Annotated in this window: 13 protein-coding genes; all 13 read right to left on the minus strand. The window is 69.2% G+C overall.

Translation table 11 applies throughout. The features are described 5' to 3' along the window. Window positions 1-3 precede the first annotated feature (3 nt). The 13 genes from AB0B96_RS26745 to AB0B96_RS26805 all read right to left on the minus strand — a co-directional run bounded on the left by AB0B96_RS26745 (window position 4) and on the right by AB0B96_RS26805 (window position 13,452). Window positions 4-1,200 (minus strand): acyl-CoA dehydrogenase family protein, encoded by a 1,197-nt coding sequence (locus AB0B96_RS26745; protein ID WP_362902877.1) that lies wholly within the window; start codon window positions 1,198-1,200, stop codon window positions 4-6. Window positions 1,201-1,211: 11 nt separating this feature from the next. Then, window positions 1,212-2,342 carry an acyl-CoA dehydrogenase family protein gene (locus AB0B96_RS26750; RefSeq protein ID WP_362902879.1) on the minus strand — a complete coding sequence of 377 codons (1,131 nt, stop codon included), beginning with the start codon at window positions 2,340-2,342 and terminating at the stop codon, window positions 1,212-1,214. Then, on the minus strand, window positions 2,339-3,535 hold the full coding sequence (locus AB0B96_RS26755) for an acyl-CoA dehydrogenase (protein ID WP_362902881.1): 1,197 nt from the start codon (window positions 3,533-3,535) through the stop codon (window positions 2,339-2,341). Before AB0B96_RS26755 ends, AB0B96_RS26750 begins: the two co-directional genes overlap by 4 nt. Window positions 3,536-3,595: 60 nt before the next feature. Further along, a complete protein-coding gene (locus AB0B96_RS26760) occupies window positions 3,596-4,714 on the minus strand; it encodes an acyl-CoA dehydrogenase (protein ID WP_362902883.1) in 1,119 nt (372 codons plus the stop codon). Between the two features lie 71 nt (window positions 4,715-4,785). Next, window positions 4,786-6,102 (minus strand): aromatic ring-hydroxylating dioxygenase subunit alpha, encoded by a 1,317-nt coding sequence (locus AB0B96_RS26765; protein ID WP_362902885.1) that lies wholly within the window; start codon window positions 6,100-6,102, stop codon window positions 4,786-4,788. A 41-nt stretch (window positions 6,103-6,143) separates the two neighbouring features. Beyond that, a complete protein-coding gene (locus AB0B96_RS26770; RefSeq protein ID WP_362902887.1) occupies window positions 6,144-6,860 on the minus strand; it encodes a hypothetical protein in 717 nt (238 codons plus the stop codon). A 223-nt stretch (window positions 6,861-7,083) separates the two neighbouring features. Then, the gene (locus AB0B96_RS26775) at window positions 7,084-7,890 is read right to left on the minus strand and encodes an SDR family oxidoreductase (protein ID WP_362902889.1); all 807 of its coding nucleotides are present in this window, start codon (window positions 7,888-7,890) and stop codon (window positions 7,084-7,086) included. Continuing rightward, window positions 7,887-8,411: an aromatic-ring-hydroxylating dioxygenase subunit beta gene (locus AB0B96_RS26780; RefSeq protein WP_362902891.1), complete on the minus strand. Its 525-nt coding sequence runs from the start codon at window positions 8,409-8,411 to the stop codon at window positions 7,887-7,889. Before AB0B96_RS26780 ends, AB0B96_RS26775 begins: the two co-directional genes overlap by 4 nt. Window positions 8,412-8,426: 15 nt before the next feature. Beyond that, entirely contained in the window at window positions 8,427-9,494 is a 1,068-nt protein-coding gene (locus AB0B96_RS26785; protein ID WP_362902893.1) for a hypothetical protein, read from the minus strand. 134 nt (window positions 9,495-9,628) lie between these two features. Then, window positions 9,629-10,585, minus strand: coding sequence for a hypothetical protein (locus AB0B96_RS26790; protein WP_362902895.1), 957 nt, complete (start codon window positions 10,583-10,585; stop codon window positions 9,629-9,631). A 4-nt stretch (window positions 10,586-10,589) separates the two neighbouring features. Next, complete coding sequence (locus AB0B96_RS26795; RefSeq protein ID WP_362902897.1) at window positions 10,590-11,711, minus strand: phosphotransferase; 1,122 nt, start codon at window positions 11,709-11,711, stop codon at window positions 10,590-10,592. After that, on the minus strand, window positions 11,711-12,613 hold the full coding sequence (locus AB0B96_RS26800; protein ID WP_362902899.1) for an ABC transporter permease: 903 nt from the start codon (window positions 12,611-12,613) through the stop codon (window positions 11,711-11,713). Before AB0B96_RS26800 ends, AB0B96_RS26795 begins: the two co-directional genes overlap by 1 nt. Next, window positions 12,610-13,452 carry an ABC transporter ATP-binding protein gene (locus tag AB0B96_RS26805; RefSeq protein WP_362902901.1) on the minus strand — a complete coding sequence of 281 codons (843 nt, stop codon included), beginning with the start codon at window positions 13,450-13,452 and terminating at the stop codon, window positions 12,610-12,612. The genes AB0B96_RS26800 and AB0B96_RS26805 overlap by 4 nt, the downstream gene beginning before the upstream one ends. Between the last annotated feature and the right edge of the window lie 2 nt (window positions 13,453-13,454).

The raw sequence follows: 13,454 nt of genomic DNA on the forward strand, positions 1-13,454 counted from the left end.
CTCCTATCCGGCCTGCTTCGCCAGTTCCTTGCCGACAACCATGCGCTGGATCTGCCCGGTGCCCTCGAAGATGTCCAGGATCTTCAAGTCCCGGTACCACTTCTCCAGCAGCAGGTCCGTACTGGCCCCGTCCGGGCCGAGGATCTGCATGCAGCGGCGGACGACGCGTTCGGCGGTGTCCGGCGAGAACGCCTTCGCCGCGGAGGCCTCCAGCCTGTTCGGCAGGCCCTGCCCGCGCATCCACTGGGCGCGGCGGCACATCCGGCGGCCCCGTTCCAGCGCCGCCGACATGGCGTCGAGATCGTCCTGGATCGCCGACCAGCGGTGCGGCCTGTAGCCGTGCCGCTGTTCCCTCAGCACCTCGACGGTGACGTCCAGGGCGGCCTGGGCGATGCCGATGGCCATGCTGCCGACGTTGGGGCGGTTGTTGTTGAGCACGCTGAGCGCGCCCAGCCGCCCACCGCCCGCGGTGTCGTCGGCACCGGGGACATAGCCGAGCCGGTTCTCCAGCGGGATCCGGCAGTCGTCGAAGCCGAGCTGCGAGGTCTCCCAGGAACGCAGGCCGAGCTTGTCCTCGTTGGCCCGGATGATCTCGAAGCCGGGGGTGCCTCGCTCGACGACGAACGCCTCCGACGCGGCGGCGCCGCGCGCGGGGTCCGTCGTGGCGAACGCGACGACGAAGTCGGCGGAGGCACCGTGACTGCAGAAGATCTTCTGGCCCTTGAGCACCCAGGTGTCACCGTCACGAACGGCCCGTGTCTGGATCATGCTGGTGTCCGAGCCGAACTGCGGCTCGGTGAGCGCGAAACCGGTCGTGCCACCACCGCTGATGATCGGTTCGTACCAGCGCTTCGACTGTTCCTCGGTGCCGAGCAACCGCACCACGATGTGGGCGATGCCGCCGCCCATGCAGTGCATGGCCCAGATGTCGCCGTAGTTCAGCATCTCGTACTGCACGAGGCCACGCATCAGCTCCCCGTCGGGGAAGGTGGGCAGATCCTCGGGGTGATCGGCGGCACCGGCCGGAGCGGTGTTCTTCGACAGTGGCACCGGGCAGGAGTCGATGATCTCCTTCCAGTTCGCGGGTGGCTCGTGGTCGGTGTCGGCCTTGCGGGCGTGCGGGCGCACCATCCCCACCGACCACTCGCGCAGTTCTCGCTCGTAGCGCCGCAGCTCCGGGCTGAGCTCCAGATTCACCATGTGTGGCTCCCTCAGACGGCCGGTGCGAACCGGGTGAAACGTGGATCACAGTCGATCGTCGACAGCAGGGCGGTGCAGCGGTACCAGAGCTCGACCGGGTGGTCGGTGAGGAACCCGTGCCCGCCGAGGATCTGGATCGCGTCGCGGGTCGCCGTCGTCGCCGCCGCGTGGCATTCGGCGACGATGCGGCCGACCTCGTCGGCGAGCCGGTCGTCGTCGAACCCGTCGAGTGCCGTCGCGATGCTCCACAGACCCAGCCGGGCCGCGTCGAGCTGCATGTGGTTGTCGGCGAGGGTGAACGACACCCCCTGGAAGGAGATGATCGGCCGGCCGAACGCGACGCGTTCGGTGGCATAACGGGTGGCGTACTCGCGAGCCCGGGTCGCCCCGCCCAGCGCGACGGCGGCCGGGAGCAGCCGGGTCCGCGCGACCGCCTGGGCGAGGGTGACACCGTCGGCCTCGTCGCGCAGCAGCGCGTCGGCGTCGACGGTGACGTCGAATCGGATTCGGGTCAGCCCGGCACTGGACATCGCCAGATGGCCCTGGGCCGGCGCGCTCGCCACCTCGATGTCGGCGAGTGCGACGACAGCGGCCCGCAACACGTTCTGTTCGGGGTCACGGCCCACCACGATCACATGATCGGCCCCGCCGCCCAGGGCGACGGCGACCTTCTCGCCGCGTACCAGGTAGCGGCCGTCGGTCATCCGGGTGATCTCTGTGTCATAGGCGCGCGGAGAGGGCTCGAAGCGTTCGTAGAGCGCCACCGCCGGCGCGGCGGCCGAGCCAGCGGCGGCCCCTGGCAGGAAGCACCGCCGTTGCCCGGCGGTGCCGAGCAGGCTGAGCAGCAGCGCTCCGCCGCCGGTGAACACCTCCGCGCCGACGATCGACGGATCGCCGTGAGCCAGTGTCTCGACGCCGATCAGCTGGGTGTGGGTGTCGGGGACACCACCGCCACCGAACTCGCTGTCGACGACGCAGGTGAAGCCCATGTCGCGCAGGTGCCCGGCCACATCGGCGGGCACCTGCCCGGTCGTGTCGACCTCGCGGGCGACCGCGTCGAGCCGGCCGAGCGCGAGGCCGCGCGCGGCCTGCCGCATGGCGACGACCTCGTCGGGCAGGGTCAGATCGAACGACGCGCTCACCGGCCCGCTCCCCCGCGCAGCAGCATCTGCGACACGCTGCGACGCTGGACCTGACCGGGGCCGAGCATGGCGTCGGTCATCTTGATGTCGCGGTACCACTTCTCCAACAGGTGCCGCTCGGAGGCGCCTTCCGCGCCGACGAGCTGAAGGCAGCGAAGGACGATCGACTCGGCGAGTTTCGGTGTGACGGCCTTGGCCTCACAGGCCGTCACGGCGGCGTTCTCGCCCCTGTCCTTGAGCCAGGCGGACTTCAGCGCCAGGCGCACGACGTCGTCGAGGGTGTCGTGCATCTCGGCGAAGTCGGCGCGGATGCGCGTGAGCCGCGCCGGGGAGTACTCCTCGGCGCGCTCGTCGATCCACTGCTCGGTGAAGCCCAGGCAGCCTCGGGCGATGCTGGTGCCCCAGACGGCGCAGGTAGCCCGGTTCTTCGAGAAGACACCGAGGGCGGCGGCGACGCCGGGGGCCTCAGGACCGCCGACGCAACGGTCGAACGGGATGCGGATGTCATGCAGTTCGAACGTCGCGTTCCGGATGAACCGGAACCCGATCTTGTCTTCCTTGTCGGTGGTGACGTCGAACTTCGCTATGTCGTCCCTGTCGAGGATGAACGCGCGGACCCCGGCACTGCCGGCCTCCGGGTTGATCGTGGCGAGCAGCACGATCCACTCGCATTCGAGCAGGTTGGAGATGAAGACCTTCTTGCCGTTGAGCACCCACTCGTCGCCGTCGCGCACGGCGGTGGTCTGGATGCCGGCCAGGTCGGTGCCGCTCTGGTCCTCGGTCATGGCGATGGCGGTGAGCACGTGCTCGCCGGTGCACCACTTCTCGACCTGCTCGGGCGTGCCGATGAGGTTGATGAAGTCCTCGGAGACGGTGCCGCCGTGCAGCATCTGCCAGGCCCACGAGTCGCCCTGCGACAGCGGTTCGGTCATGAAGACCGACAACACGTTGGGGCCGAACTCGATGTCGGTCTTCAGGGTGTGGGCCCGGTCGACGTACTCGTCGTCTCGCAGGGTGGCGAAACCGACGGGGGCCACGTCGAGCGGACAGGCCTCGATGACCTCGGGCACGTCGGGGTAGATCTCGTTGGTGTCGGCTTCGCGCGCGTACGGGCGGACGACGTCGAGCGACCAGCGGCGGGTCAGCTCGACGAGTTCGACGGTCTTCTGAGAGGGTTTGAGGGAGATCGCCATCGCTGAATTCCTTTGCTCCGCAGGGGTCGGTGGTCGCTTCGCCGGTCGAGAGGAGGAACCTCAGGCCGCTTCGATGACGGGGACGTTGTGGTGGAGCACGTCGAAGTCGACGGCCGAGAGCACACCGGCGTCCCGGTAGCGGGCCTCGGCGAGAAACTGCTGGCTCAGGCCGCGCCAGCCCATCGTGTTGCAGGCGATTCGGGCGGCCTGGGTGCCGGCGGCGCAGGCGGCGGCGACGGCACGGCCGACGCGGCGTTCCAGTACGGCTCCGGTGTCGAACTCGGCGAGCCGGGAGGCGAGGTCCCAGATCTGCAGCCGGGCCCGGCTGAGCGCGATGCCCGCGTCGACCAGCGGGAACATGACGCCCTGGTTGCGGCCGAGGGCGGCACCGCGCACCTTGCGCCCGGACACCCACTCGGCGGTGGTGTCGACCGCGGCCTGGCCCAGTCCGATGGAGACGGCGGGGACGAGCAGGCGCTGCGTGTTGAACGCGCGCAGCACGGTGAACTCCTCGGCGCTCGCACCGATCCGAGCGGTGGCGGGCACCGTCGCGCCGTCGACGCGCACGGCGGCGGAGGCGACCAGGCCGAGGGCGAGCTTGCCCTCCTTGCGGTCGTCGCGTTCGACCTGCACACCGGCTGCCTCGACGAGGAAGGCGGCGGAGGCGTCGTCGTCGGTGCGGCCCGCGAGCAGGACGGCGGAGGCGTCGGCGCCGTGCGACACCGGGTCCTTGCGGCCGGTCAGCGACCATCGGTCGCCCTGCCGTTCCGCGCGCAGCCGGTACTCGGACGGGGCCCGGCCGTAGCCCTCGTACAGACCGAGGGCCACGTCACCGAAGGCCCGCAGGGCGCCGACGCGCTCGACGGCGGCGCTGTCGCCGAGGGCCGCGGCGAGCAGCTGCGCCTGGGCGGCACCGATGATCTCCAGTGCGGTTCCGGCGTCGGCGATGGCGAGTTCCTCGGCGACGAGAACGAGGCCGACCGGGTCCAGCAGCACGGAGCTGCCGTCGGCGACGGCCTCCGGCGTCGCCCCGGCGGCACGGCTCAGGTCGGTCCTCAGATCGGCGGGGAGCCTCCCGGTACGGTTGACCTCTCGGGCCATCTCTCTGATCCGGGGGCGGAAGCTGCGTAGTTCCTCCACCGCGCTCTGCTGGGCGGCGGTGGGTGAAAGATCGAACATCGGCGTTTCACATCCTTCGATGACGCGGGGGGGATAGTTCGGAGGTCGGGCGGGTGTCCTCGGGATCGAGGTCAGGAGGTGGGGCTGGCCTCCAGATCCGCGCGCAGGATGGATCGGCCCGAGTAGTGTGGCGCCAGCGGGGCGTGCTCCTCCGGAGGGAGTCGCTCACCGGTGACGAGCCGGTTCCACTGCCGCCACCAGGTGCGCATCTGCAGCTCGTCGGAGCCGGACGGGTCGGGCTTCGCCATGCCTCGGGAGATGTCCGACCAGGACAGTTCCTGGAAGGCGGCGAAACCTCGCTGGCAGGCTTCCAGGGCTTCGACGTCGTCAGGGGTGGCGAGGCCGCCCGGCCCCCAGAACGTCAGATAGTTGTCGAGCCGCTGACGCCTGAGGTCGTCGCCCTCCTCCGGCGGGATCAGCTCCCAGCCGGTGACCTCCATGTGGTCCGGTGCCAGTGGGTCGATCTTGCGGATCACGACGCCCATGGTCAGGTCGATGACCACCAGGTTCGGGAAGATCACCAAGTTGCGGGCGCCCTCCATCCGGTCGACCCAGGCGTCGCCGTGGATCTGGCGCAGCCGCCCGAGCCGCTCGGCCTTCTCCCGCCGGCCCTCCTCCGACAGCGGCCGGCCGAACGTGTCGAGGGCGGAGACGGCCCCGGCGATGACGGCGTGGCCGTTGCCCAGGTCGATCGCCGAGGACTTGCCCAGTGCCGAGCCGTCGAGGCTGCCCCGGGCGGCCTTGACCATCTCGAAGTAGCGCTGGTGGGCGGTGACCGCGTGGTAGCCGTCGTAGCTGTTCTCGACGAGCAGCTTCCAGTTGGCCCGGACCGAATACTCGTGGGTGCCCTCGATCACCTGCATGCCGACCTCGGACTGGTCACAGATCAGGTCCAGGTATTCGGCGGCACCGGCCAGGTAGGTTTTCAGGTCGACGATGTCGGGGTCGAAGGAGACGAAGACGAACCCGCGGTAGGAGTCGATCCTCGGGGCCGCGGTGAGCGACGGGCGTTCGAAGTCGGGGCCGTAGGACTGGTCGCCGGGCAGCGACACCATCTCACCGGAGATCGAGAACGCCCAGCCGTGGTAGAAGCACGTCATGAATCGGGCGTTGCCCTTCGGCTCCCGGCAGAGCAGGGCACCGCGGTGCGGGCACGAGTTGATCCAGACCTTGATCTCACCCTTGTTGTTCCTGGCGAAGATCAGCGGCCGCCCACCGACCGAACGGGTCTTGAAGTCGTTCGGCTTGGACAGCTCGGACTCGTGACCGACGTACAACCAGGTGTGGTTGAAGATCTTCTCCTTCTCGAGCCTGAAGACCTCCGTGTCCACCATCACCGACCGGTGGACCCTGAATCGCGGTTTGGTCCGGTCATCGTCGATGTACATGGAAACTCGATTCTCCAATCGTGCTCCGGGCTCGGCGGCGGTCATTCGTTCGCCTGCCGCCGCGCCCATGCCATAGCGAGCTCGGTGGGTCGCGGGACGACCCGGAGGTTCAGCCACTCCATCGCCCTCTGCCAGGAGTCGAAGGAGGCCGCGTGATCGACCGCGTCGCGATCGTCGAGGTGCGGCCACGCCGACCCGTCCGCGTAGCCGACCACCCGCGTGTACACCGGAGCGTCCGCGCGCAGCCTGCGCCGCAGATCGGCCAGCGCGCCGGCGGCCTGTGTCGCGGTGCCGGTGAACAGTCCCAGCCAGGGGACGCGCATGACCGCGGGCCGGTCGAGCAGATGGAGCGCGTGAGCGGCGACATCGGCTGCCGCCGACGAGATGCTGACGACGGCGCCGAGGTCGAACCCGAAGGCCGCGGTGAGGGCCACTCGCGCGCCGGTGCCGTAGCCCAGGACCCCGACCTGCTGGTGTTCCCAGCCGCGCTCGGCGAGAACATCGAGCAACGCGCCGATGTCCGCGCGGTGATCCCGCTCCGTTGTGTCGCCGTCGATCTCGGCGACCAGCGGTTCGTACCCCTGCATGAGCAGGTCGTTGGCGACGGCCTCACTGTCCGGGCCGAGGTCGCCCGCATCGCACAGGACCAGCGCGGCGCCCCGGAGGGCACCGCCCAGATGGATCTGTTCGGCCCGGATGGTCCGGGTCCCGACGACGACCGTACGTCGCGCCGGCTTGATCCGGATCAAGGCGTCCACCTTCGAGGCACTCCTTCGCTCACTCTCCCGGCAGCGGCGGGAAGATCTCGCTGACGTCGTCGGAGAACGGCGACGACGTCACTCTCGCAGTGCGCGGCGTCCCGTTCCATCTACCGTCTCAGCGGCCGGAACTCTGCGGCGAACCGGTGTCCGCCCCCAGTCCGAACGGGGCGCGGCGCCCGGCAGGTGCCAAGATCCTCACGGTCCGGCACCGGCGCGTGACCTAGGCGCCGTGCGGGTTCCAGGGCCAGTACTTGGCCGTGGCGCCCGCGTCGACGGTGATGTTCGTTCCGTTGATCATGGCGGACTCGTCCGAGGCCAGGAAGACCACCGTCGGCACGTAGTCATCGGGCACCGGAAGCCGATGCCACGGCATCAGGCCCGCGAAATCCATCGTGTAGTCGCGGGCCGAGGTCGCCTTGATCTTCGCCGTCCTCTCGATGCTGACCGGGTCGACCGGTTTGGTCGCCGTCGGGGTGAAGGCGTTCACCCGGATGCGGTGCTCGGCCAGTTCCATCGCCGCCGACCGGGTGAAGTTGATCAGACCGCTCTTGCCGGTCGAGTACCCGATGTTGCCCGGCTGCCCCTGCCATGCCGCCGTCGACAGCACGTTGACGACGCTGCCCGGCGAACCGGCCGCGATCATCGCCTTCGCGGCGGCGCGGGTGAACAGGAAGGCGCCGGAGAGAATGACGTCCAACTGACGCCGGTACTGCTCGATCGGCATCGTCAGGATGCCTTTCTGGTTGAACAGAACGGCGTTGTTGACGAGGATGTCGATCCCGCCCCAGTTCGAGACCGCCAGGGCGACGGCTTCCTCGCTGTGCGCCGGGTCGGTGACGTCGCCGGCCACGGCCAGCGCCTGCCCCCCGGCCTCGACGATGCTCTTCGCGCACGCCTCGGCGGTGGCCGCCGACAGATCCGTGCAGACGACCTTGGCGCCCTCGGCCGCCAGCCCGCGGGCCAGCGCGCCGCCGATGTTCGGGCTGGCACCGGTCACGATCGCGATACGTCCCGCCAACCTGTTCACAGGATGATGCTCACCTTTCCCTGCGGGCGCAGCGTGTCGAGGTCCAGGATCGCCCGTCGCTCGATGAAGACGAAGCCGTGCTCGGCGTCGCGGCGCAGCATGTGCCGGTACCGGCCGACGTAGGTGTCGAACACCCCCGGGCGCGTGCGATAGATCGCGAAGTTGGCGTGCACCGTCAGCCGGTCGTCGCCCTCGTCGACGGCCCGGATGTTGGTGATCAGCCGCCGCGTCTTCGAATGCGGGTACTCGGCGTGCGCCGACCGGGTCAGCAGCGAGTTCACCCGCTGCTCCAGCAGGAACCGGTCGTCCTGCACCAGGAACAGGTGCCGGCTCGGATCTCCGTCCGGCAGGTCGGTTGAGGGCACCAGGTAACGGCATTCGAGGGCGAACCGCCCGAGCCACTCGTGCAACCGCCATTCGTCGAGCAGATCGGCGTCCTGGAACAGGTACCGCTCCACCGCGCGCAGCTCCGCGTCGGAGACCGGGGCAGCGGCCGGCCTCACGGCTGTCGTCTCAGTCATGGGATCTTCCTCCGCTCAGCGGTAGACGGCGAATGCCTTGTTGGAGTTGAAGACCTCGGTGGTGACGAATTCGCTCCACCGCAGCTCCAGTCCCAGTTCCGACATGGCCCCGAGCAGGCAGAACCAGTTCAGCATCTCGTGCTGGCCCGCCGCGACGACCTCGCCGGTGGTGGCCGCGCGCCAGGTGTCGTAGTCGCCCGCCACCATGGCCTCGTAGAGCCGCAGGTCGGCCTCGGTGTCCGGACGCAGGTGCCAGTCCTTGTCGTTGAGGAAGGCGTGCGACCAGCTCGACGAGGCGACCAGCGCCACTCGCCGACCGCCGGCGCGCACGGACCGGCCGACGGCCCGGCCCAGCTCGAAGCAGCGCAGCGGCGACGGCCCCGGCGGGTCCAGGTCCTCACCGGCGTTGATGTCGGCGAAGCGGGCGATGCCGCCCTGGCGGGCGATGACGTGCTCGCCGTAGCAGTTCACCGCGATCGGCACGATCGGGTACGGGAACTCCTTGCCGACGTTGTCCCAGTCGAGGAAGAGCTGGGTGTTGGCGAAGGCGTGCGGGAAGTTGATCCCGCTGCGTTTCTCGTACGAGTAGGCGATGTCGAAACCCGAGTTGATCACGTCGGTGACGAGCCGCTTGGCGAAGTCCGGCCGGCCCCGCATGACGAAGCTCTGGCCCTCGTCGGGCAGGCCCCACGCGTTCGGATGGTTGCGCTTGCGGAGCAGCGCCAGCGGGTCCACGACGGTGTCCTGGTAGGCCAGCACGCAGAACGACGGGACGACCTCCTCGCGGAAGTTCTCGTACTGGTCGTCGCCCCAGACCACCATCACGTCCGGCTGGAACTCGTCGAGCTCGGCCCGGATGCGGTCGAAGCCGGCGCGCAGCGCCTCACGGTGCCCCTGCGCCGCGGCGGCACCGGCGTCGTCGCCCCATTCACGCCGCGCCTGCTCGGACCAGTTCTCCGGATCCTTGCGGTCGGCCGGGATGTCGGGGTCCTTCAGCGTTCCGCGAAGCAGGCTCGCCATGTTCGCGTTGTCCGTGGCCACCATCGGGTAGTGGGTCATGCCCAGACCGATCACGTCTGCCATGTTGAATCCTCTGCGAGTCGGGAACGCGGACCGCCCGGTTCGCGTACGGACGGCGGGTTGTCACGTGGGGCCATGCTCCGGGGTTCCCCGGCAGCAGACCACTTCACGTTCTGGTGTCCGGAACCCATCGAGGGTCAGGGCCTGATCGGCACGTACTGGACCGTGCCGAACCCCACAGACGCGTCGGAGTGCACCTCGGCCAGGAAGTTGACCAGGCCGCGGGTGCTGCCCTGGAAGGTCTTCTTACGCCCGGCCGGAACGTGTACGCCGCGTGGATGGGTGAAGCGGCGCACGACTCCGTCGCCGACGGCGATGGAGTCGGCCGCGGTGAAGGCCGGCCTGGACCCGACGGCGTTCGTGCGGACCCGGTAGTCCGGGAGCACGTGCACGATGCCGGTCTCGTCGGCTTCGATGAAGTAGCTGCGCCAAACCCCGTCGTAGAGGGCACAGCTGGAGGCGACGAAGCGCCGGGCGCCGTCGAAGACCATCGGCGTCCAGAAGATGTCGTCGATCCTGATGTCGCGCGGACCCCACGTGTGATCACGCACCAGCAGCCCCGACGCCTCGGTGACCGTGTCACCGCTGAACAGCCTGCCGGTCCATTCGGCGCCGGCCTGGTAGTGGTTCGCGACGAACCAGATGCCCATCTCGCGGGCGCCCGGATCGTCGGCGAACAACTTGGCGGCGAGTTCGGAGACGAAGACCGGGTGGTGCCGGGTCGTCAACTCCACGTCGAAGCCGAATGGCACGTCGCCGTCCTGGGTGAAGTACCAGCCGTCGGCGTCCGGCCCGACGAAGCCGCGGCCTTCGTAGCGCAGCCGCCATCGCCGGAACGGTTCGACGACCTCCACGGTGAGCCCGGGTGAGGCGAAACAGTCCTCACCGGAGCTGTGCGTGGTGGTGGTCGTGGAAACGCCGCCGACGGTCACCCCCGCGCGTACGTCCAGGGTCCCGTCCCGGGCGACGTGCTGCAGGTGCAGGCTGAGGCCCTCGGTCAGCGCGGCGTTGCCGCCGTAGAACGCGTAGTTCTCCTGCCAGGAGCCCTCGCCGGGAACGTGCGCGAACTCGTCGGCACCGGTCAACTCCGCCACCACCTCACACCCCCTTCACGTTGATCTCGTCGATCAACGTGATCGAATCGTGGTCGAGCAGGGTCTGGCCGAGTCGCCGCACGAGGCCGGCGGCGCGGTGGCGGGCCCGCGGGTTGTCCGTCTTCAGCGAGCCGCAGACGACCACCCCGTAGGAGAAGAACAGCAGCGTCGCGAGCCGGTGCTCGTGCCAGGCCTGTTCCAGGCCGTAGGTGACCCCGTGCCGGCCGAGGGCGGCGCTGTAGACGCCGAGCAGATCCTGCTCGTGGCGTCGCCGGACCTCGGTGTCCATGCAGTGGGTGACCAGGTACGACACGTCCTGGATGCCCTTGGCCCGCATGATGCCCTGCCAGTCGAGGGCGACGAACGCGTCCGGGTGTCCCGGCGGGCCGAACATGAGGTTGTCGAGCCGGAAGTCGCCGTGCACGATGGTGGCGTCCTCCGACAGCCAGGTCTGCAGCGACCGCAGGGCTGCCAGATATTCGTCACGCATGCCGCGCAGCCGCTCCGGCAGCAGGTCGCCGAAGTCGGCGATCATCGTGGCCCAGCCGCTCTCGACCTTCGCCGCGATCGACGGCCCGTGGCTCGCGTCGTGCCGGGCGAACGTCCGATGCAGCACCGGGTCCTGGGTGCGCCAATAGCGCGCGTGCAGCGCGGCCACCGACTCCAGGGCGAGGGCGGCCTGCTCCACGGTGCACCCGGCGACGTCGTCGCCGGGGATGTGATGCGGGAAGTCCTCCATGACCAGGACGAACCGGGCCCCGTCGTCGTCGATCTCCCGGTGGTGGCACCGAGGTGAGCGCAACGGGCTGTCGTCGCCGATGGTCTCGTAGAAGCGGAACTCCCGCTTGTACGTCGACATCTCGACGGCCATCTCGATGCGCTTGGGCAACGAGCTGGAGAGCTTGACGATGACACTGTCCGGCCCGGTGCCCGACTCGGACGGGCCGTAGTCGAGGTGCACCCGCGCCACCTGGGACATCTCACCGACGCCCTCCCCCAGGGGTTGGATACGCACACCGGTCGGCGGCGAGGCCACCCCCTCGGCGGCGAGGATCGGGGAAAGCCAGCCGACCGTGACATCGGCGACGGTCGCCGGCGAGAGGGCGGCGTCGTTCTTGAGGTTCATCAGACGTACCTCCATCGCAACAGCACCCGCTCCAGCACGCTGATCACCGCGTTGAGTATCAGCGCCATGACGATGAGCACGAGGATCGCGGCCACCATCGCGGACGGCTGGAAAGCGTTGCTGGACTTCTGGATGAGCGTGCCCAGCCCGTCCTGGGCGGCCATCATCTCGCCGACCACGGCCCCGAGGAACGCGTACGGCACCGAGATCCGCATGCTGGTCACCACCCAGACCAGGCTGGACGGAATCGTGACGCGCCGCAGGATGAGCATCCGCGAGGCGCCCAGCATCTTCAACGCGTTCACGAGGTGCTGGTCGACCTCACGGACACCCTGGTAGGTGTTGTTGAAGACGAGGAAGAAGACCAGCAGGGCGGCGACGGCGACCTTCGACGCCTCACCGATGCCGAACCACATGATCAGCATCGGCGCGAGCGCCAGCTTCGGGATCGTGTTCGCCGCCATGACCAGCGGCCGCAGGATGTCGCCGAGGATGTTGCTGAGGCCCAGCGCGAAACCGGCCAGGACGCCCAGGGAACAACCGATCGCGAAACCGTACAGCGTCTCGCGCAGGGTGATGATGGTGTTCGTGAGCAGCGTGCCGTCCTCGACCCACCCGACGAACGCGGCCCACGCCTCACCGGGACGGCCGACGTAGAACTCGTCGACGATGGCGAGCCCTTCACCGGGACGACCGGCGAAGACCTGCCAGGCCAGGATGAGCAGTGCCAGGACCCCGATGTTTCCGGCGCCGACGACCAAGGCGCGCGGCGTGATCCGTTCCCGCACCCGGGTGCCGATCGTACGGCGCTGTGAAAGCTTGCCGGGCTCCGCGACCGGCGGCCGGCCGGCGGGCGCCCGCGCCGGTTCCGCCTCCTCGGCCGGCGCGACTCTGCCTTTCATTCGTCCTCCTGAGCCGTGTGGTCCATCCGGTTCCACAGGTCCTGCCACAGCTCGCCGAAGCCCGGGTCGGTACGGAGCGACGTGAGGTCGCGCGGCCGGGGCAGGTTCACCTCGGTGCGGTAGACGATCCGGCCGGGACGCGCCGCGAAGACGACGATCTCGTCGGCGAGCAGCAGAGCCTCGTCCAGGTCGTGGGTGACGAAGACGATCGTCTTGTCACCGGCGCTCCAGGTCTCCAGCAGCTGCGTCTGGAGGCGCTGGCGCATCTGTGCGTCGAGCGCGCCGTACGGCTCGTCCATCAGGATCAGTGACGGCTCGTAGGCGAGCGTACGGGCCAGCAGCACCCGCTTGCGCATGCCGCCGGAGAGCTGCGACGGGTAGAGGGTACGGAAACCTTCCAGGCCGACGCTCTCCAGTGCCCGCTCGACGCGTGCCTTGCGCTCGGCCTTGCCGTAGCCGCGTACCCGCAGCGCCAGTTCGATGTTCGACTCGACGGTCGACCACGGGAGCAGGGTGTCGTGCTGGGTGATGTACCCGGCACCGGTGTTGACGCCGCCCAGTTCCCTGCCGTCGAAGTACACCTGGCCCTCGGTCTGGCGCAGGAGCCCCGCGAAGACGTTGAGCAGCGTCGACTTGCCGCAGCCACTGGGCCCGACGAAGCATACGAACCGCCCGCGCCGGATACCGAGGCTGACGTTCGACAGCGCCTGCACTTCGTTCTTGCCTCGTTTGCCGAATTTGACGGAGACGTTCTCGGCGCGGAGGAAGTTCTCGTCCCCGCCGGCGCCCGATGTCTGGGCGCCGGCGGTGGTGGTCTGCCGCGTTCCGGTGAAGGACATCT

It is taken from the genome of Streptosporangium sp. NPDC049046 (assembly GCF_040649155.1).
Lineage (GTDB): Bacteria > Actinomycetota > Actinomycetes > Streptosporangiales > Streptosporangiaceae > Streptosporangium.